The 22498-nt window shown below is 71.0% G+C and carries 26 protein-coding genes and 3 pseudogenes; 19 read left to right on the top strand and 10 right to left on the bottom strand.

All coding sequences use genetic code 11. The annotated features are described in order from the left end of the window. Together ACZ49J_RS34250 and ACZ49J_RS34245 are read left to right on the top strand one after the other, a co-directional pair. Positions 1-1464 (top strand): NADase-type glycan-binding domain-containing protein, encoded by a 1464-nt coding sequence (locus tag ACZ49J_RS34250; RefSeq protein ID WP_467454411.1) that lies wholly within the window; start codon positions 1-3, stop codon positions 1462-1464. A gap of 31 nt (positions 1465-1495) precedes the next feature. Continuing rightward, a pseudogene (locus ACZ49J_RS34245) lies at positions 1496-1633 on the top strand (questin oxidase family protein); the annotation flags it as partial. Positions 1634-2023: 390 nt separating this feature from the next. On the opposite strand, the gene ACZ49J_RS34240 reads toward ACZ49J_RS34245, so the two are convergent. Next, a complete protein-coding gene (locus ACZ49J_RS34240) occupies positions 2024-2176 on the bottom strand; it encodes a hypothetical protein (RefSeq protein WP_467454410.1) in 153 nt (50 codons plus the stop codon). Between the two features lie 303 nt (positions 2177-2479). Between ACZ49J_RS34240 and ACZ49J_RS34235 the strand changes: the two genes are divergently transcribed. Continuing rightward, positions 2480-3301 (top strand): ribonuclease domain-containing protein, encoded by an 822-nt coding sequence (locus tag ACZ49J_RS34235; protein WP_467454409.1) that lies wholly within the window; start codon positions 2480-2482, stop codon positions 3299-3301. A 162-nt stretch (positions 3302-3463) separates the two neighbouring features. Continuing rightward, positions 3464-3928 carry a barstar family protein gene (locus tag ACZ49J_RS34230; protein ID WP_467454408.1) on the top strand — a complete coding sequence of 155 codons (465 nt, stop codon included), beginning with the start codon at positions 3464-3466 and terminating at the stop codon, positions 3926-3928. Positions 3929-4188: 260 nt separating this feature from the next. Here ACZ49J_RS34230 and ACZ49J_RS34225 read toward each other — a convergent pair whose 3' ends face one another. Next, on the bottom strand, positions 4189-5160 hold the full coding sequence (locus tag ACZ49J_RS34225; RefSeq protein WP_467454407.1) for an AraC family transcriptional regulator: 972 nt from the start codon (positions 5158-5160) through the stop codon (positions 4189-4191). 83 nt (positions 5161-5243) lie between these two features. On the opposite strand from ACZ49J_RS34225, the gene ACZ49J_RS34220 reads away from it, so the two are divergent. The 3 genes from ACZ49J_RS34220 (at position 5244) to ACZ49J_RS34210 (ending at position 8968) form a co-directional block, all read left to right on the top strand. Beyond that, positions 5244-6095: an NAD(P)H-binding protein gene (locus ACZ49J_RS34220; protein WP_467454405.1), complete on the top strand. Its 852-nt coding sequence runs from the start codon at positions 5244-5246 to the stop codon at positions 6093-6095. Positions 6096-6285: 190 nt separating this feature from the next. Further along, positions 6286-8025 carry a ribosomal protection-like ABC-F family protein gene (abc-f, locus tag ACZ49J_RS34215; RefSeq protein WP_467454404.1) on the top strand — a complete coding sequence of 580 codons (1740 nt, stop codon included), beginning with the start codon at positions 6286-6288 and terminating at the stop codon, positions 8023-8025. Then, a complete protein-coding gene (locus ACZ49J_RS34210; protein ID WP_467454402.1) occupies positions 8018-8968 on the top strand; it encodes a phosphotransferase in 951 nt (316 codons plus the stop codon). Before abc-f ends, ACZ49J_RS34210 begins: the two co-directional genes overlap by 8 nt. A 131-nt stretch (positions 8969-9099) precedes the next feature. On the opposite strand, the gene ACZ49J_RS34205 is transcribed toward ACZ49J_RS34210, so the two are convergent. Then, positions 9100-9306 carry a hypothetical protein gene (locus ACZ49J_RS34205; protein WP_467454401.1) on the bottom strand — a complete coding sequence of 69 codons (207 nt, stop codon included), beginning with the start codon at positions 9304-9306 and terminating at the stop codon, positions 9100-9102. A 40-nt stretch (positions 9307-9346) separates the two neighbouring features. Further along, positions 9347-9673 carry a hypothetical protein gene (locus tag ACZ49J_RS34200; protein WP_467454475.1) on the bottom strand — a complete coding sequence of 109 codons (327 nt, stop codon included), beginning with the start codon at positions 9671-9673 and terminating at the stop codon, positions 9347-9349. A 146-nt stretch (positions 9674-9819) separates the two neighbouring features. Between ACZ49J_RS34200 and ACZ49J_RS34195 the strand changes: the two genes are divergently transcribed. From ACZ49J_RS34195 to ACZ49J_RS34165, 7 genes are all read left to right on the top strand, one after another. Continuing rightward, a complete protein-coding gene (locus tag ACZ49J_RS34195) occupies positions 9820-10053 on the top strand; it encodes a GntR family transcriptional regulator (RefSeq protein WP_467454400.1) in 234 nt (77 codons plus the stop codon). 181 nt (positions 10054-10234) lie between these two features. Continuing rightward, entirely contained in the window at positions 10235-11245 is a 1011-nt protein-coding gene (locus ACZ49J_RS34190) for a questin oxidase family protein (protein WP_467454399.1), read from the top strand. 105 nt (positions 11246-11350) lie between these two features. Next, complete coding sequence (locus ACZ49J_RS34185) at positions 11351-12127, top strand: SDR family NAD(P)-dependent oxidoreductase (RefSeq protein ID WP_467454398.1); 777 nt, start codon at positions 11351-11353, stop codon at positions 12125-12127. A gap of 124 nt (positions 12128-12251) precedes the next feature. Next, positions 12252-13370, top strand: a complete 1119-nt coding sequence (locus ACZ49J_RS34180; protein WP_467454396.1) for an LLM class flavin-dependent oxidoreductase — start codon at positions 12252-12254, stop codon at positions 13368-13370. A gap of 135 nt (positions 13371-13505) precedes the next feature. Then, positions 13506-15239 carry an N-acyl-D-amino-acid deacylase family protein gene (locus ACZ49J_RS34175; RefSeq protein WP_467454394.1) on the top strand — a complete coding sequence of 578 codons (1734 nt, stop codon included), beginning with the start codon at positions 13506-13508 and terminating at the stop codon, positions 15237-15239. Next, positions 15236-16693: an aldehyde dehydrogenase family protein gene (locus ACZ49J_RS34170; protein WP_467454393.1), complete on the top strand. Its 1458-nt coding sequence runs from the start codon at positions 15236-15238 to the stop codon at positions 16691-16693. The genes ACZ49J_RS34175 and ACZ49J_RS34170 overlap by 4 nt, the downstream gene beginning before the upstream one ends. A 49-nt stretch (positions 16694-16742) precedes the next feature. Next, complete coding sequence (locus tag ACZ49J_RS34165; protein ID WP_467454392.1) at positions 16743-16946, top strand: DUF1737 domain-containing protein; 204 nt, start codon at positions 16743-16745, stop codon at positions 16944-16946. Positions 16947-16976: 30 nt separating this feature from the next. Here the strand turns inward: ACZ49J_RS34165 and ACZ49J_RS34160 are convergent, their stop codons facing one another. After that, on the bottom strand, positions 16977-17732 hold the full coding sequence (locus ACZ49J_RS34160; RefSeq protein ID WP_467454391.1) for an SAM-dependent methyltransferase: 756 nt from the start codon (positions 17730-17732) through the stop codon (positions 16977-16979). A gap of 100 nt (positions 17733-17832) precedes the next feature. Here ACZ49J_RS34160 and ACZ49J_RS34155 point away from each other — a divergent pair, with 100 nt between their 5' ends. Beyond that, a complete protein-coding gene (locus ACZ49J_RS34155) occupies positions 17833-18378 on the top strand; it encodes a P-loop nucleotide/nucleoside kinase family protein (RefSeq protein ID WP_467454473.1) in 546 nt (181 codons plus the stop codon). 23 nt (positions 18379-18401) lie between these two features. Here the strand turns inward: ACZ49J_RS34155 and ACZ49J_RS34150 are convergent, their stop codons facing one another. Genes ACZ49J_RS34150 through ACZ49J_RS34140 form a run of 3 tightly spaced genes read right to left on the bottom strand, consistent with a single transcriptional unit; the run spans position 18402 to position 19453 of the window. Then, positions 18402-18584 (bottom strand): DUF397 domain-containing protein, encoded by a 183-nt coding sequence (locus ACZ49J_RS34150; RefSeq protein WP_467454390.1) that lies wholly within the window; start codon positions 18582-18584, stop codon positions 18402-18404. Between the two features lie 10 nt (positions 18585-18594). Then, positions 18595-18870 (bottom strand): Scr1 family TA system antitoxin-like transcriptional regulator, encoded by a 276-nt coding sequence (locus ACZ49J_RS34145; protein WP_467454472.1) that lies wholly within the window; start codon positions 18868-18870, stop codon positions 18595-18597. Next, a complete protein-coding gene (locus tag ACZ49J_RS34140) occupies positions 18815-19453 on the bottom strand; it encodes a TetR/AcrR family transcriptional regulator (RefSeq protein ID WP_468351386.1) in 639 nt (212 codons plus the stop codon). Before ACZ49J_RS34140 ends, ACZ49J_RS34145 begins: the two co-directional genes overlap by 56 nt. A gap of 64 nt (positions 19454-19517) precedes the next feature. Here ACZ49J_RS34140 and ACZ49J_RS34135 point away from each other — a divergent pair, with 64 nt between their 5' ends. The 3 genes and pseudogenes from ACZ49J_RS34135 to ACZ49J_RS34125 all read left to right on the top strand — a co-directional run bounded on the left by ACZ49J_RS34135 (position 19518) and on the right by ACZ49J_RS34125 (position 20797). Continuing rightward, positions 19518-20264 (top strand): SDR family NAD(P)-dependent oxidoreductase, encoded by a 747-nt coding sequence (locus ACZ49J_RS34135; protein ID WP_467454388.1) that lies wholly within the window; start codon positions 19518-19520, stop codon positions 20262-20264. Positions 20265-20426: 162 nt separating this feature from the next. Next, positions 20427-20656 (top strand): annotated as a pseudogene (locus ACZ49J_RS34130) (GntR family transcriptional regulator); the annotation flags it as partial. Then, positions 20657-20797: a hypothetical protein gene (locus ACZ49J_RS34125; RefSeq protein ID WP_467454481.1), complete on the top strand. Its 141-nt coding sequence runs from the start codon at positions 20657-20659 to the stop codon at positions 20795-20797. Here ACZ49J_RS34125 and ACZ49J_RS34120 read toward each other — a convergent pair. After that, a pseudogene (locus ACZ49J_RS34120) lies at positions 20798-21144 on the bottom strand (CGNR zinc finger domain-containing protein); the annotation flags it as partial. 31 nt (positions 21145-21175) lie between these two features. After that, positions 21176-21571 carry a nitroreductase/quinone reductase family protein gene (locus tag ACZ49J_RS34115; RefSeq protein ID WP_467454387.1) on the bottom strand — a complete coding sequence of 132 codons (396 nt, stop codon included), beginning with the start codon at positions 21569-21571 and terminating at the stop codon, positions 21176-21178. A gap of 105 nt (positions 21572-21676) precedes the next feature. Here ACZ49J_RS34115 and ACZ49J_RS34110 point away from each other — a divergent pair, with 105 nt between their 5' ends. Next, the gene (locus ACZ49J_RS34110) at positions 21677-22498 is read left to right on the top strand and encodes an endonuclease/exonuclease/phosphatase family protein (protein ID WP_467454386.1); all 822 of its coding nucleotides are present in this window, start codon (positions 21677-21679) and stop codon (positions 22496-22498) included.

The following is a 22498-nucleotide window of genomic DNA, read 5'->3' as shown; positions in this document are numbered from 1 at the left end:
ATGCGCGCATGTCCCGCGTGCGGGGCGTCCAACGGCTCCGCGGACGACTTCTGCGGCAACTGCGGCGCGTACTTGGGCTGGTCGGAACCGGCTGCTCCGACCCCGAACACACCCGCACCGACGCCACGGGAGCCAACCGTACCGCCGGGGCCGACCGCACCCCCGGAGCCTCCGGCACCCGCACCCCCGGAGCCTCCGGCGCCCGCGCCCACATCACCCACGGCGGACGAGCCCGAGTCCGCCGCACCGCCCCGTTCCTCGTCGTTCCGCGCCCGGCTGACCGGCCGCGGCGAGCCGAGGCGGCCGAGCACGACGAAGCCCGCGGACACCGGCTCCGGCGCCGACACGGCCCCCGCTGCCGACCCGGGCCAGGACGAGCCCACGAACTCCCCACCCCAGTCCGGGCCGACCGACGTCCGCACCGGGTCCGCCGCCCCGGCGCACGGCTCGGCCACGAGCGGGACGACCGCTGACTCCAGCGCCGAGCCGACGGGCGGCTCCACCGGCGAAACGACCGACGTCGAAGAGCCCCGCCGTACCGACGATGCTCCCCCCACCACGCCGGCCACACCCCCCGCACCCTCAACCCCCACAACCCCACCCGTTCCTCCAACTGCACCCGCTCCACCCGCCCGGAACATCCCCCGCCCGCGCACCCCCACCGCCTCCGAGTCGTCGGACCCGGACGCCATCGTGCCCGTCCGCCCCGCGAAGCCGGTGGCGGCACGGCCCGTCGTACGGCCGGTGGCGGTGCCGGACGAAGGGGTGGGAGTGCCCTGTCCGGCGTGCGGGACGCCGAATCTGCCGGAGCGCCGGTTCTGTCGGCGCTGTGCGGCCGAGTTGAAGCCCACGGCGAAGGCCGCGCCGCTGCCGTGGTGGCGGACCGTGTGGCCGTTCCGGCGCCGGGTGCGGGCGAGTTCGGGTGGGGTGACGCGGTTCCTGGTGATCCTGCTCGTGGTGCTGGCGCTGTGCGCGGGCGGCTTCCTGCTGATGCCGGCCGGACGCGCCCTGATCGAGGACACCCGGGACAAGCTGGGCAAGGCCAAGTCCGTGACGCCGATGAGCACCGAGGCGAGCGCATCGGTGCCGGGGCACCCGGCGAAGAACACCACGGACGGGCTGAGCAACCGCTATTGGGGCGCGCCCGCGACGGGTGCCTCGGTGACGTACACCTTCCGCAAGCCGTTCCGGCTGGTCGACGTGATCATCACCAACGGCGCTTCCAAGGAGCCGCAGAAGTACGCCCTCCAGGCGCGCGCGCTCCAGGTGGAGCTGGAGGTGACGGCGGAGGACGGCACCACGCACAAGAGGGAACTCACCCTCAGCGACAAGCCGGGCGACCAGACGATTGCCACCGGGTACAGCGACGTGCAGAAGGTACGGCTGGTGCTGCGTTCCGCCGTGGGACTCGCCCCGGGCCGTCATCTGGCCCTGGCGGAGGTGGAGTTCTTCCAGCGGAGCTGACTCGCGGGCCCGTCCCGACCCTGCGACGGAGACCATGCTGGTCCACGCGGCCACGGCTCCCGACGCCGTCCTGCGCGCCTTGCCCGCGCTCCCGCACGCCCTGTGGGTACCGAGTCTGCAGGCCGCCTGGACGGCCTCCGCGGCGGTGACCGCTATGTACGCACCGGATGGAGGAGTTCGGGGGTGAGGTGGGGCCACTGCTGTCGGGGGCGGGCGTGAGGGCCTGCGGGGCCGCCCTCCCCGCCCCTCCGGGGTGGGGAAAGGGAGGGCTGTGCATGGGCCGGGGCACCGGCCGGGATGCCGACACAGGGAGCAGGCTCGGAGCGCTGCGCCGGCGGGCCGCGGAGCGCTCCGGGTGAGCCGGTCGCCGACGTCATCGCGCGGGCCGGCGCCACGCCGGTGGACCAGGCGGGCCGGATGGCGCTGTTCGTGCGTGTGCACCGGGCGCAAGGAGGCCGCGGCCCTGTCGGAGCAGGTAGGCACTGGCAAAGGCGTGGAGAAGTACCGAGCAGGTAGGCACCGGCAAAGGCGTGGAGAAGTACCTCGTGCGGTAATGGCCTCACAACCCCGGTCCCGGGTCGTGGTCGCGGTGGGCGAGCCGGGCGCCGTCGACTGCGGTGAGGTGGCCGGTCATGTAGGGCCCCGGGCGAGGGGGTCCTCCCGTACGGGCGGAGTCGACCGGGTCCGCCGTCACCGCGTGCACAGCGGCCACCCTGCCGCGATGTGAGCACCGGCACACTGGGCCTCGATCCGCTCTCAACCCTCTGACCAGGCCATCAGCAATTGCATTCGACAGGAAACCTGATGTTACCCATGGGTCGGGATATTTGACCCTGGTGACCTTTGTGCTTCCTGAGAAGACTCGCCGCACAGCACGCGATCACCGGTGATCAGACCGCACACGCCTCGCCCTGGTAGCTCCCGGGAAGCAGAGAACCGCCCGCGAGAGCTCGCCCGCACCCATCTGTCGGGGGCGACAGCCCGTCACGATCCACGTACGAAGGAGCCTTCCGCTGTGACTTCGGAACGAACCATGGCCGCCGAGCCCGTCGGCGGCCATCGCCACAAACGCCGTTCCCGCTGGCTCAGCGGGAAGTTCCTGGCCTTCTTCCTCGCCATCGCGACCGTCCTGGGTGGCGTGACCCTGCTGACGACCGAGTCGCAGCAGAAGGCGAGCGCCGCCGTGGACGACGGCAGCGGCTTCACCTTCCCCGACCGTCTCGACGACATGGTCGCGTTCTGGGCCTCCAAGGCCTGGCCGCTGAACAAGGCCACGTCCTCGGAACAGGGCACTGACGCGAACGGCAATCCCGCCGGGCTCCAGTTCATCTACCGCGGCGGCACCTACGGCGACCGGGACGGCCAGCTCACTGCCTTCATCCAGGCCAACTTCCCCACCGCGCTGGCGCCGAGCTTCAACGAGTACGACATCGACTTCCGGCCCACCCGGAGGACGCCGCGCAACGCCGACCGGATCGTTCGTGACTCGACCAACGGCTTCATCTTCTTCACCGACGACCACTACGCCAACTTCCACCTCTACGCCTACCAGAACCTCCCCGACGTGGACGACGCCCAGCCGGAGATGCCCAACATCCCCCACACCATCGACAACTCCCTCACTCCGGTCGCGGAGGAGACCGCCGGCGACCCACCCCCGGGTGGCCAAGGCGGCGGCACACCGGACCCGAACGTCATCACGCCCATCGAGGACCCGGACTTCGAGGTTCAGAACAACGATCGGCTGGGCGAGGCCGACGAGAGGGGTGACCTCATCTACCAGCAGATCGGGACTCTCCTGGTCGGCCTCCTGCTGGTCATCGGGAGGAGCGTGTGAGAATCGAGAGCGGGACCGGGACCCGGCACTGATCGCACGGGTCCGGAGATCACGCGGCGAAGAACGGGTGCTCCGCGGTGCCTTCCTCCGCGGAGCGGCCGGCGGCCCCCGCTCGTGAACTCCGGGCCCATGGTCCCCCTTCGCCATCACCGAGGACGCCTCATGCACTGGCTGGAACTGACCGTGGACGAACCACCAGGAGAGATCCTTCCCGTAGTGGTTCAGGGCGCCGACTGCCGCACCAGGGCAGAGCTCTTCTCCGTGTGGGCCCGGGCCCTGGATTTCCCCGGCCACTTCGGCCACAACTGGAACGCCTTCCATGACTGTGTCTCGGAGAGGGCCTTGTGGCACTCCGACCCCGACGGGCCGCCCCCCACGGGGCCACTGACGATCCTGGTCGAGGACGCCGCACTGCTCCTCACCGACGCGCACCCCTCGGAACTCCAGGTTCTCCTGCAATCCCTCTCCGACGCCGCCACGGTCGCCGCCGACGACGAGGACGCCGGCGTGTATCCGGACGGCTTCCGCATCCATGTACTGCTGCACGACACCCCGGACCGGCTCCGTGTCCTCGCCCGCCGTGTCCGGGCCGCGGCCCCGGGCCGGGCTCCACGAAGCAGGCAATGAACGTGAGGGAATGGCGCTGACACGCCGCACGTGGTCCTCGTTCCACAGGGGAAGCGGGACAGCCGGTCCCTCCCGGGGGCGCCCCCGTTGGCGAATCCCGTGGGGAGAGGGGCAATGGGCCGCTGAGTCTCATCACACGCGTCCGGCGCGGCGTGTCGCTGGGACTCCAGAACCAATTGACGGCCTCTCCAGGGAGTCGGCGGTGTGGGGGGTTCAGTGGGTTGTCTCGTTGTGGGTCGCCGACGGCAGGGGTCTCCCGCTCATGGGGACTGTTTCTCTGCTCCGCTTGTTGTCCGGAACCGGGTCCGGTGCTGTTGAGGGGTGATCCCGCGTGCTCGTTTGAACGCGGTGCTGAGGGCGGAGGCACTTGCGTAGCCGACCTGTCGAGCGACGGCATCGATCGTCGCTTCTGGCTCTTGGAGCAGGTCGGCGGCCATGTCCAGTCGCCAGTCGGCGAGGTAGGCGATCGGTGCTTGGCCGACGAGCTCGGTGAAGCGGCGGGCGAGAGTCGCGCGAGAGACCCCGACTTCCGACGCGAGGGCGCTGACCGTCCACGGCGAGGCGGGATCGCTGTGCAAGTGGCGCAGCGCCTGGCCCACGACAGGGTCGGACAGAGCGCGGTACCAGGCCGGGGCTCCGGTCTCGGCCTGCGCGAACCACGCTCGGAGCGAGGTGACGAGGAGAAGGTCCAGCAGCCTGTCCAGAACGACCTGCTGACCAGGTTCCTCCCGGACGACCTCCTCGGCGAGCAACCCGACGGGATCGATGGGGCGCTGAGGATGATGGGGGAGGACCACCACCGGCGGCAGAGCGCGGAGGAGTCTGTTGCTGACCTCGCCGGTCATCTGGTACTTGCCGATCAGCAGCACGGTCGCGTCGCGAGGGACGTCGTTTCCCCAGGTGCGAGGGCCCAGGTCAACGGCCTCGCGCGGGTGCTCACCCGACGGGGTCATGCGGTGAGGGCCTGGGCGGATGACCGCCTTGACGGGTGTGGAGGGCGTGTCGGCGAAGGTATAGGGGTCCGGCCCGCGCATCAGCGCGACGTCGCCGGGGCCGAGGCACCTGGCCGCGCCGGCCTCGGGGATGACCCAGGCCGAGCCATGAGCGAGCGCCACGACGCTCAGCGGGGCCGCATCTTCCACCCGGACCGACCAGGGCGGGCTCTGGACGGAACGCAGGATGAAGGCGCCCCGGGCTCTGGGCCTGGCCAAGAGGTCGGACAGTGCGTCCATGGGACCCGAGGTTAGACGCTCAAGCACGAAACCGAGCTTTCCAGCTATTCAGCGTCTGTCTGGTGGTGGCGTGTACTGGCGGCATGAGGGCAACGAACAGCAGCAGCAACAGCAGGAAGACGCTGGTTCTGGCCGGGACGGGCAAGACCGGGCGGCGTGTGGTCGAGCGTCTGGCCGCGCGGGATCTCCCGGTTCGGATCGGCTCCCGCAAGGGGACGCCACCTTTCGACTGGCAGGAGAAGGCCACCTGGGCGCCCGCGCTGCGGGGGGTGGAGGCGGTGTACGTGGCATATCACCCGGATGCCGCGTTTCCCGGGGCCGCGGAGGCGGTGAGGTCGTTCGCCGACCAAGCGGTGCGCCGCGGCGTGACGCGGCTGGTACTGCTGGCCGACCGTGGTGCAAGCGAGGCGGAGCACTGCGAGCGGGCAGTGCGCGAATCGGGTGCCGAGTGGACCATCGTGCGCACCGGCTTCATCTCTCAGAACTTCAGCGAGGACGTCCTCACCGGCGCGGTGCGGGCAGGCGAGGTGGCACTGCCGGCCGGCGAGGTGGCAGAGCCGTTCACCGACGCCGAGGACATCGCTGACGTCGCGGCCGCGGCTCTCACCGAAGACCGTCACGTCCGTGAGACATACGAGGTGACCGGTCCACGTCTGATGACCTTCGCCGAAGCAGTCGCAGAGATCGGCAGGGCGATCGGACGCACAGTCCGGTACCAGGCAATCAGCAAGGAACGGTTCTCCGTCGCTCTCCAGGAGAAGGGGACACCAGCGCAGTACGCGGAGCCGCTGGCCGACCTCATGGCCGAGGTCTTCGACGGTCGCAGGGCCCGGCTGGGTGATGGCGTCCACCGCGCTGTCGGCCGATCGCCCCGAGACTTCGCCGACTACGTCCGCGATACGGCCGCCACCGGCGTCTGGGGCCCCACTCGATAGGGAGGCTGCGCGGGCAGCGGCTCGGGGGTGGCGTGCCTCACAGAAGTTGTGAGGTGCGTGAGTGTAGACGATACGGACCGTCTTGCTATGGTTGGGGGCATGGCTTTCTTCTACTTCCTCTGAGTCCGGGCACGGCCGATGTCGCCGTCTCCGCTGCCCGTGGACATTTCGCATCCCCAGAGGAAGTCACATGCGCGAACGCGCCCATACCGCTGTGCCCGCTGCCGTGGCGCAGCTGTCCGTCAAGGACGTCACCAAGTCCTACGGCACCCGCACCGTCCTCGACCAGGTCTCCTTCACCGTCCGCCCGGGCGAGAAGGCCGCCGTCATCGGCGAGAACGGTTCCGGCAAGTCCACCCTGCTGCGGCTGCTGGCGGGAGTCGAGGTGCCGGACGCCGGGGACATCGCCGTCCGTTTCCCCGGTGGCGTCGGTCACCTCACCCAGACCCTCGACCTCGACCCGGACCGCACCGTGCAGGACGCAGTCGACCTCGCCCTCACCGAACTGCGCGACATGGAGCGACGGCTGCGTACGGCCGAGGAGCGCCTCGGTGAGGTGTCGGAGCACGAACTCGCCGCGTACGGCGAGCTGCTGACCGCGTACGAGGAACGCGGCGGGTACGAGGCGGACGCCCGCGTCGACGCCGCCCTGCACGGGCTCGGACTCGCAGGGATCACCCGCGACCGGGTGCTCGGCTCGCTCTCCGGCGGCGAGCAGGGGCGGCTCGCGCTCGCCTGTGTGCTGGCCGCCGCCCCCGAGCTGCTGCTCCTCGACGAGCCGACGAACCACCTCGACGCGGCGGCCGTGCGCTGGCTGGAGGAGCACCTGCGTGCGCACCGTGGCACCGTCGTCGCCGTCACCCACGACCGCGGCTTCCTGGAGCGCGTCGCCACCACGATCCTCGAAGTGGACCGGGATACGCGCACGGTACACCGGTACGGCGACGGCTGGGCCGGATACCGCACGGCGAAGGCCACTGCCCGGCGCCGCGCGGAGCAGCGGTACGCGGACTGGCTCGAGGAGGTGGCCCGTACCGAGGCACTGGTCGAGGCCGCCGGGAAACGACTGGCCACCACCGGCAAGGACCCGCGGCAGGGCTTCGGCAAGCACCGCCGCTCGCACGAGGCGAAACTCGGCGGGCAGGTGCGGGCGGCCCGGGAGCGGATGGCCCACCTGCGGCGCAACCCGGTGGCGGCGCCGCCGGAGCCGCTGCGGTTCACAGCGGCGCTGTCGGCGGCGGGCGGCGAGCATCCTGTCGGGCTCCCGCTCGCTGAACTCGACGGCGTGGCGGTCGGCGAACGGCTGCGTCTGGACGGGCTGCTGGCCGTCACGCCGGGTCAGCGTCTGCTGGTCACGGGCGAGAACGGGGCGGGCAAGACGACGCTGCTGCGCGTCGTGGCGGGCGACCTGGAGCCGGATGCGGGGACGGTGCGCCGTCCTGTCCGGGATCGCATCGGGTACCTGGCGCAGGAGCTGCCCGCGCGTTCCACGCGGCTACCGCTGCTGGCCGCCTTCGCGGACGGCAGGCCGGGGTCACCGGAGGAGTACGCCGAACAGCTGCTGGCGCTCGGCCTGTTCCGTGAAGAGGATCTACAGGTCCCGGTGGCGGCGCTGTCGGCGGGACAGCAGCGGCGGCTGCAGATCGCGCGCCTGGTGACCCGGCCCGCGGACCTTCTCGTCCTCGACGAGCCGACGAACCACATCGCGCTCGACCTGGTCGAGGACCTGGAGGCGGCGCTCGCGGCGTACCCGGGAGCGGTGGTCGTGGTCTCCCACGACCGCGGCTTCCGTGAGCGGTTCGAGGGGGAACGGCTGGAGCTGCGCGGGGGCCGCAGTGCTGACCGGTTCATTCCCTCGACGACACCCACTCGACGAGACCTCTCGACGACACCCGACCACGACGTGGAACGAAAGGCGAGCCATGACTGATTTCCTCACACCGCGACATATCGCCCGCCGCACCTCCGCCGCAGTTGACGCGGCTGTCGGAGCGGGGCGCGAGCTCGGGCTCACGGTGACGGACGCCAGGGTGCTCTATGAGCTGTTCTCCGTCGTCGTTCACCTCGCGCCCTCACCGGTCGTGGCCCGGATCCCCACCGTCCTGCCGCCCTCCGCGGACCTCGATTCCCAGGCGCGCCGCCAACGGGCGGAACTGGACGTGACACGGTGGCTCGCGGACCAGGGAACCCCTGTGATCCCTCCGAGCCCTCTCGTGCCGCGGGAACCCGTTCAACGCGACGGATTCTCGATGACTTTCTGGCCGTACGTCGAGTTGGAACGGGGCAAGGAGGCCGACTACGTGGCGAACTCCGAAAGCGTTGCCGACCTGCACGCCGCGATGCGCGCGTACCCGGGCCGGCTGTCGTTTCTGTCCGCAGCCGAACCGCGGTTCGTCACGGAGAGCCTCGCTCTCCTCGAACAGCGCCCCGACCTCATCGGTCCGGGCGACCTGGACCGCGCACGCCGCGAGTGGCAGGTCCTGGAGCCTCTCGTGCGCTCACGCGGGGCGTTCGAAGCAGCCTTCCCGGGGATCGATCTCCAGCCCATCCACGGCGACTCCCCGCCCGCGAACATCTTCTCCGGGGCGGACGGGGACCTCTACGCCGACTTCGAGCTGGTCACGTTGGGGCCCGTCGAGTGGGACCTGGCCGCTCTCGGGCCCGACCTCGAATCCGCCTACAACCGCGGCGCGCGGCGCAACGGCATGCGGCCGTTGAACGAGGAGGTCCTGAGCTTCGTGAACGCCGTGGGGATGCTGCGGGCCATCGCCTCCCTCACGCTCGTACCGCAACTGCCCGTGCTGATGGAGTACTTGAAGCCGGCCCTCGACCAATGGCGGACGATGCCGTTCGCCGGCGGATCGGGGGACTGACAACCGGGGAGTGGAGAGCGAGAGCCAAGTGGGCGCTGAGTCCCGGCGACACGCCGAATTCACGGTGTGTCGCCGGGACTGCGGAGCCACTTGGGGCTCTGGCGGGGGAGGGGGCGGCGGTCGTGGGTGGTTCAGTTGGGCGCCGGGCCCTGTCCGGTCCGGCAGCGGGGGCAGCGGCACGGCGGCCACGGGAGTGACTGGGGCAGCCGCTCGGGGTCGTGCTCGCTGGTGACGGTGCGGTCCCGTGCGTGGCCGAGGCGTTCGCCGTCGGGGCCGACGCGGTAGGTGCGGATGGTCAGCTGCGACACCCCGGCCTCGGGGTACCGTCCGGCCCTCACCGACCACCTCGCGTCACGGGCCCGGCCGGGCGCGGCCCCCTCACGCCGCGGCCTCCGCGCCGACGACGTGGCGGTCGAGGTCGACACCGAAGTCGGCGGCGAGCACCAGGGCGAGCCGCCGCCGGTACTGCCGCCCTCGCTCCCGCTCGACGGCGACGAGGTACGGGCGGACCAGGGCGGACGCGGTTCCGTCGAGGGGGCCGTCGAGGCCGTACGGGGAACGGGGCGCGGGGCGCCACGGTGCGGCAGCGGTACCGGGCGTCTCCGGCGCGGGTGCGGCGGCGGGTGCGGCGGCGCGGGAAACGGCCCGCCGCTTGCCGGTGCCGGGCACGCACATGTCCAGGGCCCAGCGCAGTAGCGCGTGGATAATGCTCACTGTCGTCAGCTCCTCTTCAGCTGGTGGCCACGCCCCGGGGCCGGTCGCACGGTCGCCGGGGCCCTTCACAAACTGAGCATGCGCGTATTCGCGCATTCGCGGTCGCCCGATTACGCGAAGACGCATACGTTCGAGCCATGGACCTTGACCGTGGCAAGCCTGTGTGGCCCCAGATTGCGGACGAGCTGCGCCGTCGCATGAGGACGGGCGCTTATCCCCCAGGCTCTCGGTTTCCCGCCGTGGTGGATCTCGCGTCGGAGTTCGACGTAGCCGCGTCAACGATCCAGAAGGCCGTGGCCGCTCTCCGCGCGGAGGGCAAGCTCCGTACCGTCCTGGGGCAAGGCTCGTTCGTCGCTGATCAGGAGAAGTGACGCGAGGGTTTTTCGGTGCCGCAACCGGGTCGTGGAGTGACATGAGCCCCCGGCCTGCAGCCACGGCGAGAGGCGCGTCCCCCGGGCATCAACTCGATCGCAGGACCTAGGTCCGATGCAGGTCGGGTCCTGAGTCCGTGGCCCGTTACGCCGCCGTGGCGCCCCGCCTACCGTCCTGGTCATGGATAGGACCGGGACTCTGGAGGAGGCACTGCAGCGACTGCACGGCTCGGGGCCCGAGCGGCTCGGGCGGCTGACCAATCACGCGCCGATGGCCGTCGAGGCGCTCGCCGCGCACGGGCAGGGACGTTCGGTGCATCGCTGGCTCGACTTGTACGCACGCAAGCTCGAGGAGTTCCCGTCCGGCGTCGAGCCGGTCACGGACGCCAACTGGCGCTCAGCACTCGGTGATCCGCGCCGCGTCGCCGACTGGATCGGCTACTTCGAGCGTGAGATCGCCGAACGTCCCTGGCGCGAGGTGCTCACGCAGTGGTGGCCCCGTCTTCTGCCCGGTATGTACGGCGGCTCGACGCACCCGGTGATCCGCGTGGGTCATGCCGTGCGCACCCTTCTGGCCGGCGAGAGCACCGAACCCCGTCTGGTCGAACTCGCCCACGGCCTCGGCTACTGGGCCGCCCGTCACCGGCCCCTCGCGGACCTCGACCCGCTGCCCGGCGCCGACAGCGCGGCCGCCGCTCTCGACGCGGTGACGCCCGTCGCCGTGCGGGACGGTGGCTTCCCCACCCGGCTCGGCCGCGTCACGGGCCTGCCGGTGTGGGCGGCCACGGCCACGGATCCGAGCGCGGCGCGCCGCCGCCTCACCGAACTGGTGCGGGCGGCCACCCACCGGTACGCCACCCACGGCCACGGCGAGGAGACCATGCTGGTCCACGCGGCAACGGCGCCCAATGCCGTCCTGCGCACCCTGCCCGCACTCCCGCACGCCCTGTGGGTACCGAGTCTGCGGGCCGCCTGGACGGCCTCCGCGGCGGTGACCGCGATGTACGCACCGGACGCCCCGATCATCTACACCGCACCGGGCACCTTCACCGCCGACGAGGTCTTCGAACGGGCTCTGGCGCACGGCGACGAACACGTCATCAAGCTGACCGACACGGCCCTCGACGTCGCTGACGAACCGGCCCTGGCGGCGGCTCCGCGCTCCATCGAGCTGAGCGAACCACTGGCGTAGGCGACTGTCCCCATCCGCTACCTGACGACCTGTCAGATATGGCGCTACGATACCGGCTCACTCATCCGAAGGGCTCGCCCGCCGGGCCCGTGCGAAGGGGGCCCCATGGGCAAGCTGGACGGGCGTGTCGTCATCGTCACCGGGGCGGCCCGCGGGCAGGGCGAGCAGGAGGCGAGGCTGTTCGCCGAGGAAGGCGCCAAGGTCGTCGTGGCCGACGTGCTCGACGACCAGGGGGAGGCGCTCGCGAAGGAGCTGGGCGCGCTCTACGCGCACCTGGACGTGAGCCGTGAGGACGACTGGCGGGCCGCCGTGGCCGCCGCGAAGAGTGCGTACGGGCGGATCGACGGGCTCGTCAACAACGCCGGCATCCTGCGCTTCAACAAGCTGGTCAACACGCCCCTGGAGGAGTTCCAGCAGGTCGTGCAGGTGAACCAGGTGGGGGTCTTCCTGGGGATCAGGAACGTCGCTCCCGAGATCGCGGCGGCGGGCGGCGGCACGATCGTCAACACCGCCTCGTACACGGGAGTGACCGGCATGGCGTACGTGGGCGCCTACAGCGCGACCAAGCACGCGATCGTCGGGCTGACGAGGGTGGCCGCGCTGGAGCTGGCCGGGAAGGGGATACGGGTCAACGCGGTCTGTCCGGGCGCCATCGACACCGCCATGACCAACCCGGCGCAGCTCGACCCGGCCGCCGACTCCGGGAGCGCGGCCGAGGCCCTCGACGAGTACTACCGCAAGCTCGTGCCGCTGGGGCGGGTCGGGAAGCCCGAGGAGGTGGCCCGGCTCGCGCTGTTCCTCAGCTGCGACGACTCCTCCTACATCACCGGGCAGCCGTTCGTGATCGACGGGGGGTGGCTGGCGGGTGTCAGTGTCGTCTGACCGTCCCACCCCAGGGATCTGACTGACCGTCAGCTATTGACGGTGCAGGGGCGCGGTGCCACAGTCGGCGGCAGACCGCCGATCTGACGACACGTCAGAAATAGACTGGGGACGGTGAACCTCCTTGGAATTCGGGCTCTTTGTACAGGGATACGTGGGCAAGCGGGCCGAGACCGACCCGCTCGCGGAGCACAAGGCGCTGATGGAGGAGACCGAGTACGTCATCCAGGCGGACAAGTCCGGCTTCAAGTACGCCTGGGCGTCCGAGCACCACTTCCTGGAGGAGTACTCCCACCTCTCCGCCAACGACGTCTTCCTGGGGTACCTGGCGCACGCCACCGAGCGGATCCACCTCGGGTCGGGCATCTTCAACCCCCTCGCCCAGGTCAACCACCCGGTGAAGGTCGCCGAGAAGGTGGCCATGCTGGACCATCTGAGCGAGAACCGCTTCGAGTTCGGCAGCGGCCGGGGCGCGGGCAGCCACGAGATCCTCGGCTTCATCCCCGGCGTCACCGACATGAACCACACCAAGGAGATCTGGGAAGAGACCATCGCCGAGTTCCCGAAGATGTGGCTCCAGGAGGAGTACCCCGGGTTCCAGGGCAAGCACTGGTCGCTCCCGCCGCGCAAGGTCCTGCCGAAGCCGTACGGGAAGTCGCACCCGGCGATGTGGTACGCGGCCGGCTCCCCGCCCTCGTACGCCATGGCCGCGAAGAAGGGCCTGGGCGTGCTCGGCTTCAGCGTGCAGAAGGTCTCCGACATGGAGTGGGTGCTGGAGCAGTACAAGACGGCGGTCGTGGACGCCGAACCGATCGGTGACTTCGTCAACGACAACGTGATGGTGACCTCCACGGCCATCTGCGCGCCCACGCACGCGGAGGCCGTGCGGATCGCCGCGCGTGGCGGGCTGCACTATCTGCCCTCGCTCGTCTTCCGGTACCACGACACGTTCCCGCGGCCCGAGGGGTTCCCCGAGTGGCCCGAGACGCTGCCCGAGTACACCGAGGAGGTCATCGAGATGCTGATCGCCGAGGAGTTGCTGATCTGCGGCGATCCGGACGAGGTGCTCACGCAGTGCAAGCGGTGGGAGCAGGCCGGGGCCGATCAGCTGAGCTTCGGGTTGCCCGCGGGGATCTCGCGGGAGGACACGCTGCAGACGATTCGGCTGGTGGGGGAGCACGTGATTCCGAAGATCGACACGGATCCCGTGCACAGGACGTCCCGTTTCCGGCAGGGCGCCTGAGCGTCTGCCTTGCGGGCGCCGTCGCGCGGCTGCGGGGCCGTCGTGGCTTGTCGCGCCCACGCGGCGCAGCCGCCTATCGACACTGCCCCGCGCCCCTTTCGGGGCGCCTCCACTCGCCATAGGAGGACTGTTCTCATGCTCGACCACGTCATCAAAGGTGCGACCGTCGTCGACGGCACCGGTGCGCCCGCCTTCACCGCCGACGTGGGCATACGTGACGGGCGGATCGCCGTCGTCGGACCCTCGGTCACCGAGGAGTCCCGCACCACCGAGGACGCCACCGGACTCGTCCTCGCCCCCGGCTTCGTCGACCCGCACACCCACTACGACGCCCAGCTGTTCTGGGACCCGTACGCGACGCCCTCCCTGAACCACGGCGTGACCACCGTCGCGGGCGGCAACTGCGGCTTCACGCTCGCGCCGCTCAACCCCGCTCGCCCCGAGGACGCCGACTACACCCGCCGCATGATGTCCAAGGTCGAGGGCATGTCCCTGGTCGCCCTTGAGGAGGGCGCGCCCTGGAACTGGCACAGCTTCGGGGAGTACCTGGACGCCCTGGAGGGCCGTATCGCGGTCAACGCGGGCTTCATGGTGGGGCACTGCGCGCTGCGACGGTACGTCATGGGGCCGGACGCGGTGGGCGGGCAGCCCACGCGGGAGCAACTCGACGCGATGGTGGGGCTGTTGAGGGAGGCGATGGAGGCGGGGGCCTGGGGACTGTCCACCACCCAGTCGCGCTCGCACTCCGACGGCGACGGCAAGCCGGTCGCGTCCCGGCACGCCAAGCCGGCCGAACTGCTCGCGCTCTCACGGGCCGTCGGCGAGCACGAGGGCACCCAGATCGAGGCCATCGTGGCGGGCTGCCTGGACCAGTTCAGCGACGAGGAGATCGACCTCTTCGTGGAGATGACCGCGTCCGCGGGCCGCCCCCTGAACTGGAACGTGCTGACGATCGACGCGGCGGTCCCCGAGCGCGTACCCCGCCAGCTCCTCGCCAGCGAGCGCGCCCGCAAGTCCGGCGGCCGGATCGTCGCGCTGACCATGCCGATCCTCACACCCATGAACATGTCGCTGGGCACGTTCTGCGCGCTGAACCTCATCCCCGGGTGGGGGCCGGTCCTCGCCCTGCCCGTCCCGGAGAGGATCGCGAAGCTGCGCGACCCCGACACGCGGGCCGAGATGCTGCGGCGCGCCCGGTCCAAGGAGGCGGGCGTCCTGCGGCGCCTGACCAACTTCGGCCGCTACGTCATCGGCGACACCTACAGCGCGGCCAACGAGGGCCTGACCGGCCGTGTCGTACGGGACATCGCGGCCGAACGCGGTCAGGAACCCTTCGAGTGCCTGGTGGAGATCTGCGCGGCCGACGAACTCCGTACGGTCCTGTGGCCCATGCCCAGCGACAACGACCCCGACTCCTGGGCGCTGCGCGCCGAGACCTGGCGGCACGAGGACGTCATGCTGGGCGGCTCGGACGCGGGCGCGCACCTGGACCGCATGTGCGGCGCCCCGTACACCACGCGCTTCATCGGTGACTGTCTGCGCGGGCGGAAGCTGGTGCCGCTGGAGCAGGCGGTGAAGATGCTGACGGACGACCCGGCGCAGCTCTTCGGCCTGCGGGAGCGGGGGCAGGTGCGGGAGGGCTTCCACGCGGACCTGGTCCTCTTCGACCCGGAGCGCATCGACGCCGGAAAGGCCACGCTGGTGCACGACCTGCCGGGGGACAGCCCGCGGCTGGACTCCAAGGCCATCGGCGTACGGGCCGTCTGGGTCAACGGCGTCGAGGCCATCCGGGACGACGTCGTGACCGGTGCGGTGCCGGGAAGGGTACTGCGCTCGGGGCGGGACACGCGGACGGTGAGCACCCGGTGACGTCCGGCGGGAAGCTGTTCATCGGCGGCGCGTGGGTCGAGCCGGACGGCGGGCACTACGAGGTGATCGACCCGGCGACCGAGCGTGTCGTCGGGCTGGCGCCGGAGGCCTCCCGGGACCAGGTGCACGCGGCCGCCGCCGCTGCCCGCGAGGCCTTCGGGCCGTGGTCGCGCACGCCGGCGGAGGAACGCGCTGCGGTCCTGGCCCGCACGGCGGAGCACATCCAGCGCAACCTCGTGCCGTACGCCGACCTCGCGCAGGCGGAGAGCGGCGCGACGACGGGGACGGCGCGGGGGATGCAGGTGGCGGTGGGGTCCTCCCGTTTCAAGCGGTACGCGAAAGGCGCGCTGGAACCGGTCGAACAGCCCCTGCCCCCGCAGATCAACGAGGCCGGCCCGTTCGGAAGGGCCGCCGTCATGGGCGCCCTGGCGATACGCCAGCCCGTCGGCGTGGTCACCTGCGTCACCTCGTACAACAACCCCTGGGCGAACCCGGCCGGCAAGATCGCCCCCGCGCTGGCCATGGGCAACACGGTGGTCGTGAAACCCGCTCCCCAGGATCCGCTCTCCGTCTACCGCATGGCCGAGGCGCTTCAGGCCGCGGGCGCCCCGCCGGGTGTCGTGAACGTGGTCAGCGGCTCGGGGGCGGAGGCGGGGGAGGCGGCCGTCGACTCGCCCGACGTCGACATGGTGAGCTTCACCGGCTCCACGGCTGTGGGGCAGCGCATCGCCGAGGTGTGCGGACGGGGCATGAAGCGGCAGCTGATGGAGCTGGGCGGCAAGGGCGCGGCCGTCGTCTTCGACGACGCGGACCTCGGCTCGGCGGTGGCCGGCATCGGCACGACGTTCTCGTTCTACAGCGGCCAGATCTGCACGGCCCCGACACGGGTGCTCGCCCAGCGCGGCGTGTACGACGCCCTGGTCGCCCAACTCGGCGCCTACGCCGGCCGGTTGCCGGTGGGCGACCCGCGCGAGCCGGGCACGGTCGTCGGCCCGGTGATCTCGGCCGCCCACCGGGACCGCGTGGAGTCGTACGTCGAACTGGGCCGCAAGGAGGGCGCGAGGGTCGTCACGGGCGGCGAACGGCCGCCCCTGGAGCACGGCTTCTACGTCACCCCGACCCTCCTCGCGGACTGCACCCCCGACATGCGGGTGGTCCGCGAGGAGATCTTCGGGCCGGTCGTCGTGGTCCTCCCCTTCGACGACGAGGAGGAGGCGGTCGCCCTGGCCAACGACTCCGACTACGGCCTCATCGACTACGTCTGGTCCGGCGACGTCGCCCGCGCCTTCCGCGTGGCCCGCCGTCTGCGGGCCGGCGGCGTCGGCGTCAACACCGTCGGCCGCAACATGGAGGCCCCGTTCGGCGGCTTCAAGAGGAGCGGCGTCGGCCGTGACGTCGGCTCGTACGCGCTGCACGCCTACAGCGAGGTGCAGGCGATCGTGTGGCCGGGGTGAGAAGGCGCTCCGCGGACATCAGCGGCCGGGCGCGTGACACGCTCGGCGCATGACGACACCACCGGACGGTCTGCCCGTCTACCGGGTGCTGGCCGGACCTGACGACGCGGCGTTCTGCCATCGCGTGAGCGAGGTCCTGGCGAGGGGATTCCGGCTTCACGAGGGGCCGTCGATCGCGTTCGACGGAGAGCGGGTGATCGTCGCGCAGGCGGTTGTCCGGTCCGGGAGCCAGGGGGCTGGGGCTGACACCTGAGCTGTGCGGGGCGGTGAGGGGGCCCGGCGATCAGAGCAGCTGCTCCGGCGTCCGTCGCAGCAGCAGCGTGGCGAAGCCGAGGGTGCGGCGGTAGCCGTGCAGCCAGCCGGCGCGGTGCTCTGCGGCCGCCTTGAGCACCTGGCCGCTGTCCGGGTCGTCGGGACGGTCCAGGGCCCAGCGGGACAGGGCCCCGGTCCACGACCACTCGTACTCGTCCCACTCCTCGGTGGTGCTGATGTGCCCGTACACGGGGGTCCACCCGAACGCGACGATCCGGTCGACGGTCGTGCCGAGGTCGGTGAAGTCGTCGGCCGCGAACCCGGCGTCGAGGGTGCGCTGATCCGGTTCGCGTTCCCAGAAGGCGTCGCCGATCAGGGCCGTACCGCCGGGGGCGAGGTGACGGCGTACCGCTTCGAGCGTCGGCAGCAGTCCGCCGAAGGCGTGGGTGGCGCCGACGCAGAGGACGAGGCCGAAGGGCTCCTCGGCGCTGAACTCGCGGGCGTCCTGGGCGTGCAGGACGACCCGGTCACCGAGTCCGCGCGCCGCGATGCCGTCGCGGGCCTCGGCGACGGTCTCGGCGTCGACGTCGATCCCGACGGCCCTGACCTTCGGCCGGCCCTCCACAACCCGCACCAGCCACTCCCCCTCCCCGCATCCGAGGTCCAGCACGCGCTCGGCTCCGTCCCGCAGGGCGTGATCGAGTAAGCGGGCCACGGAGGCGTCGCTCAGGGGCGCGGCGACGGGGTGGTCGGCGTGGGCGAGGGCGCTGACGCGTCTGCGGTTCATGGGGGCATCCTCGCGCGGACGGGGCGGGAGTGTCCGCCGGTTTTCGCTCCGTTCCAAGGGCAGGCTGGGTAGCGTTGCCCGGATGACGAGCGACGGCGCGGTGATCGTGTGGGTGAACGGGGCGTTCGGCAGCGGCAAGACCACCCTGGTGGACGAGTTACGGCCACGCTGGCCCGAAGCCCTCGTCTACGACCCGGAGTTGGTCGGCTACGTACTGCGAGAGGTCGTGGACGTACCGACCGGCGACTTCCAGGACCTCCGGTTGTGGCGGCGGCAGGTCGCGGAGCTGGGGGTGGGCCTGGTCGAGGAGTACGGGCGCCCGCTGCTGGTCCCCATGACGCTGGTCGATCCCCTGTATCTGGAGGAGGTGTTCGGCGCGCTGAGGAAGGCCGGCATCACGGTGTACCACTTCTTCCTCCAGGTCCCGCCCGAGGTCCTGGAGCAACGGATCGACGGCCGCAGTTTCACCCCCGACGACCCGGAGCAGGACGAACGCGTCCGCCGCTGGTGCAAGTCGAAGATCCGGCCCTGCACGGAGGCCGTGGCCACGCTGCCGCCCGACACGGTGTTGCTGAATGGTGAGCTTGCCCCGGGCGCACTGGCTGACCAGGTGCTCGCCACATGCCGTGGCGCAGAGGACCAATAGCGAGTGGAGGTGCCCGGACGGGCTCAGCTGTGGCTTTGCTTGAGAGCCCGAAGGAGGGCGCCGAAGGCGTCGGGGGTGGCCGAGAGCACGGCTGGGGTGGGGTCGGCGCTTTCGGTGAGGTGGATTTCTTCCGGGGCGGCGGATACGTGGACGCAGGATTCGCCCTGGGCGCAGTTGGACGACTTCTGCCATGCGTAGGCGGTCATGCGGGTCCTCTCATGGTTCGGTGGTCAGGTTGTGAATGAAGTCGCGTGTCTTCTCCGGGGAAAGCGCCACGGATTCCATACGACGGAGCAGGTTGCGGTACGTCTCAAGCTCGGCCTCGGCATCGACCAGTGCGGGTCCGTGCGGCTGGTCCAGGGAGACCGTGTCGAGCTGTGGCACAGTGCCCAGGTTGGCGAGGCTCAGTGCGAACGGTCCGTTCGCGGCTGTCGGTTCAGTCGCCGGAGTGGTCCGGCAGGAGTTGAGCCGCGAGCGATCGTGCTGTGGCAGTGAGTGTGGCCGTGTCCAACCCGGTCCGGCTCATGAACACCAGCCCTTGCTGCGCGGCCAGGAGGGCCCGCGCCAGTGCGATCGGATCCGCTCCGGCCGGTAGGTCGCCCTCGCGTTGGGCGCGGGCGACGCAGTCACCGATCAGCGCGGTGGACGTCTCGTAGGTGCGGTGGGCGTGGTCGAGGACTTCCGGATCGGCGTTACCGAGTTCGCAGGTGCTGTTGGCCATCAGGCAGCCACGCCGCGTGCCGGCGCCGGTCGGGTCGTCGATCGGTGCCTCGAGGAGCATCCGTAGTGCGTCCAGGGCCCGTGGAGCCTCGGTGAGGGCTTCCCGAAGACGGCCATGGCTTTCCTCGGTGTAGCTGTGCAGCGCCCGGAGGAAGAGCTGACGCTTGTCGCCGAACGCCGCATACAGGCTGCCTTTGCCCAGCCCGCTGACCCGCATCAGGTCTTCCAGCGAGGTCGCGGCGTAACCGGCGTCCCAGAACTGATCACGGACTGCGTTCAGCACCTGCTTTTCGTCAAACGATCGCGGACGTGCCATGCGAACAGGATACGGATTCTTGACCGTGCGGTCCACCATGCTTATGGTGGACCGCACGGTCAAGAACTCCGTGGCACGTTGCGCCTAGGGAAGTGGGAAGCACATGGGAAAGCTGGACAACAAGGTGGCGATCGTCACCGGCGGGTCGCGGGGGATCGGGGCGGCGTCGGCGCTGGCGCTGGCTGACGAGGGAGCCGATGTCGCGATCAGCTACTCGTCCTCGGCGGATCGGGCCAAGGCCGTGGTCGCGGAGCTGGAGGCGAAGGGGGTGCGTGCGGCGGCTTTCCAGGCCGACCAGGCGGACGCGACGCAGGCGGCGGGCCTGATCCGGCGCGTGGTCGAGCAGTTCGGGAAGCTGGACATTCTGGTCAACAACGCGGCCGCGGGTGGTGGCGGCCTGGTCGACAGCGAGCTCGTCGACCAGGCCGCCATCGAGCGGCAGCTCGCCGTCAACTACACCAGCGTGGTGGCCGGGATCCAGGCGGCGGTGCCGTTGCTGCCCGATGGCGGGCGGATCGTCAGCATCAGCTCGGGTGTGGCTACTCGGGCGGGTTTCCAGGGGATGGCGTACTACACGGGCACAAAGTCCGCCCTCGAAGGCTTCAGCCGGGGCGCAGCCCGCGATCTGGCGCACCGGGGCATCACGGTCAACGTCATCCAGCCCGGGTTCATCGACACCGAAGGAAACCCCGCCGACGGCCCGGCCGCATCCATGTTCCTTCCGACCACGGCGATGGGGCGGTACGGCAGGCCGGAGGAGATCGCCGCAGGCGTCGTCTTCCTCGCCAGCCCGCAGGCCTCCTACGTCACCGGCGCAGTGCTGAGGATCGACGGCGGATACGGCGCATAGCCCGACCGCGCAGCTGACAGCGGGCGGCCACGGACGGCGGTGGCGGCACGAGGACGGTCCCCCTCCACGGCAGATTCCCGGGCCACTTCTGTCACGCAGCCGTCGGTGGCCGGCGTCGCCCCGCATCTGGAACTGAGCGGACCCGGATTGCGCACCGGGCTCATGGACGCGTTACGGGAGGCCGCGCCCACCGGGCGGCTCGTGTCGGGCACCCGGCTGCCCTCGGCCCGATCCCTTGCCGCTGATCTGGGCAAAGCCCGTAACACCGTGGCCGACGCCTACGCAGAACTGGACGCCGAGGGCGACTCACCGCACAGCAGGGGTCCGGGAGCCGGGTGGCCATGCGGGCCGAGCCGCGCAGAGCTGCGCCCGCTCCTCCCCGCCCAATAGACGTGAACGAAGCCCCCGCCCGCCGCCGCGGACCCGGCGAGCGGGTCAACGCCGAACTGAAGAACTGGAAGATCCGCTCCAGCCCCAACAACGCCGACAAGGTCATCGCCGCAGTCCAGACCCTCATGATCGCCAGCGCGTGATCAGGTCGGCAAAGGCTCACTGGCTCGGATTGCTCCAGCAGCGTTTGGCGCTGGAGCCGGTGGGGCCACGTGCTGACGCCGGTAGTGGCGGGCTGCCCGGGCGCGGTTCCCGCATGACGGCTTGCACCATTCCCGCCGCCCATGGCTCTTGACGAAGTACGCACGCAGCGCGGTGCGGTGCAGGCGCGCAACTGCTCGCGCTGCGGGCCGCTCAGGAAGTCGATCGCGCCGCGGGCCAGGGCCGCCAGGAGGCGAACTCTCGGATCGTTCTCCGCTGACAGCAGACGGGCCGTGGGGGCGCCTTCCGGCGGCCAGCTCAGTTGCGGGACGACCGGTTCACCCGCGGCAACCAAACCCTTGAGAACCCGGCGCCGGATGTCAAGGCGTCAGATCCACCCGCACCGTCAGCAGATCCGTCCCCACCAGCCGCACCACGGCACTGTTGGACCGCGGCAGGGTGCGCAGGCGGGCCACCGGGTCGTCGTCGGGGAGGATGTGGGCCGTTCCCTCGTGCCAGCGGCCGCCGATCCGTAGCCGCACGCGTGGGTTCGCGCGGATGTTGCGGACGTACTGGGACCTCTCCCCGTACTCCGAGACCAGCCAGAACGAGTTGCCGACGCGGCGGCCGCCCACGGGGGTGCGGCGGGGGAGGCCGGAGGTGCGGCCCGTGGTCTCCAGTGCCGTCTGGAAGGGGATCCGGCGCATGACCGGGTTGAGGATCCGGCGTTGGAAGGCGGTGACGGCTCGGTGTTTGCGGTCGTCGTAAGGGGCCATCGGCTGCACGCTCCTCTGTGGGTGCGGTGGGCGCGGTTGTGGTTCCTGTGCACGTTGAGCAAGGTGTAGCAGACGGGACGGAACAGCGGGACAAGGCGGTGGCCGATGAGGGTCGTGACCTGGAACCTGTGGTGGCGCTTCGGGCCCTGGGAGGCGCGGCAGAAGGCGATCCTCGCCACGCTGCGGGAACTGCGGCCGGATGTCGTGGGACTGCAGGAGGTGTGGGAGCAGGGCTCGGACAACCTCGCCGAGTGGCTCGCCGGTGAGCTCGGGATGCACTGGACCTGGGCCGCCTCCGACGACCCCGGGCACTGGCAGCGCAGGATCGGGGACACCGGCGTAGGCGTCGGCAACGCCGTACTGAGCCGGTGGCCCGTCCTGGAGCGGGCGGTGCTGCCGTTGCCCGCCGAGGAGGGACGCAGCGGCCGGCTCGCGCTGTACGCGCGGCTGGAAGCGCCCGGACGGCACGTGCCCTTCTTCACCACGCATCTCACGTCCGCCCCGTCGGCGTCCGCCGTCCGCTGCCAACAGGTCACCGCACTCGCCGGGTTCGTCGCCCGGCACAAGGGCGGCACCGACTTCCCGCCCGTGGTCACCGGGGACTTCAACGCCTGGCCCGACTCCGACGAGATGCGGCTGTTCGGCGGCTGCAGGACGGCTTCACCCGTGCCCGGCCAGTACTTCTTCGACGCCTGGACGTACGCGGACCCCGGGGCTCCGTCGGCCACGTGGGACCGCGGGAACCCGTACGTCGCGGCGACCTTCTCGCCGAGCGCGCGGATCGACTACATCCACGTGGGGCCCGGGCCCGGCGGTCTCGGCGCCGTACGGGCGGTCCGGCGGGCGGGGGACCGGCCCGTCGACGGCGTGTGGCCCTCCGACCACGCGGCCGTGGTCGCCGACCTGGCGCCGGGCACCACGCCGTGA

This window comes from Streptomyces sp. NPDC030840 (assembly GCF_055572015.1).
Note: the sequence above shows the minus strand (reverse complement) of the source record. Positions and strands in the feature narration are given on the sequence as shown.

What these genes read in the sequence shown, in the direction of transcription:
- ACZ49J_RS34250 (WP_467454411.1), top strand. Translation starts at nt 1, where the DNA reads ATGCGCGCATGTCCCGCGTGCGGGGCGTCCAACGGCTCCGCGGACGAC.
- ACZ49J_RS34230 (WP_467454408.1), top strand. Translation starts at nt 3,464, where the DNA reads ATGCACTGGCTGGAACTGACCGTGGACGAACCACCAGGAGAGATCCTT.
- ACZ49J_RS34225 (WP_467454407.1), bottom strand. Translation starts at nt 5,160, where the DNA reads ATGGACGCACTGTCCGACCTCTTGGCCAGGCCCAGAGCCCGGGGCGCC.
- ACZ49J_RS34220 (WP_467454405.1), top strand. Translation starts at nt 5,244, where the DNA reads ATGAGGGCAACGAACAGCAGCAGCAACAGCAGGAAGACGCTGGTTCTG.
- abc-f (WP_467454404.1), top strand. Translation starts at nt 6,286, where the DNA reads ATGCGCGAACGCGCCCATACCGCTGTGCCCGCTGCCGTGGCGCAGCTG.
- ACZ49J_RS34210 (WP_467454402.1), top strand. Translation starts at nt 8,018, where the DNA reads ATGACTGATTTCCTCACACCGCGACATATCGCCCGCCGCACCTCCGCC.
- ACZ49J_RS34195 (WP_467454400.1), top strand. Translation starts at nt 9,820, where the DNA reads ATGGACCTTGACCGTGGCAAGCCTGTGTGGCCCCAGATTGCGGACGAG.
- ACZ49J_RS34190 (WP_467454399.1), top strand. Translation starts at nt 10,235, where the DNA reads ATGGATAGGACCGGGACTCTGGAGGAGGCACTGCAGCGACTGCACGGC.
- ACZ49J_RS34185 (WP_467454398.1), top strand. Translation starts at nt 11,351, where the DNA reads ATGGGCAAGCTGGACGGGCGTGTCGTCATCGTCACCGGGGCGGCCCGC.
- ACZ49J_RS34175 (WP_467454394.1), top strand. Translation starts at nt 13,506, where the DNA reads ATGCTCGACCACGTCATCAAAGGTGCGACCGTCGTCGACGGCACCGGT.
- ACZ49J_RS34165 (WP_467454392.1), top strand. Translation starts at nt 16,743, where the DNA reads ATGACGACACCACCGGACGGTCTGCCCGTCTACCGGGTGCTGGCCGGA.
- ACZ49J_RS34160 (WP_467454391.1), bottom strand. Translation starts at nt 17,732, where the DNA reads ATGAACCGCAGACGCGTCAGCGCCCTCGCCCACGCCGACCACCCCGTC.
- ACZ49J_RS34150 (WP_467454390.1), bottom strand. Translation starts at nt 18,584, where the DNA reads ATGACCGCCTACGCATGGCAGAAGTCGTCCAACTGCGCCCAGGGCGAA.
- ACZ49J_RS34140 (WP_468351386.1), bottom strand. Translation starts at nt 19,453, where the DNA reads ATGGTGGACCGCACGGTCAAGAATCCGTATCCTGTTCGCATGGCACGT.
- ACZ49J_RS34135 (WP_467454388.1), top strand. Translation starts at nt 19,518, where the DNA reads ATGGGAAAGCTGGACAACAAGGTGGCGATCGTCACCGGCGGGTCGCGG.
- ACZ49J_RS34115 (WP_467454387.1), bottom strand. Translation starts at nt 21,571, where the DNA reads ATGGCCCCTTACGACGACCGCAAACACCGAGCCGTCACCGCCTTCCAA.
- ACZ49J_RS34110 (WP_467454386.1), top strand. Translation starts at nt 21,677, where the DNA reads ATGAGGGTCGTGACCTGGAACCTGTGGTGGCGCTTCGGGCCCTGGGAG.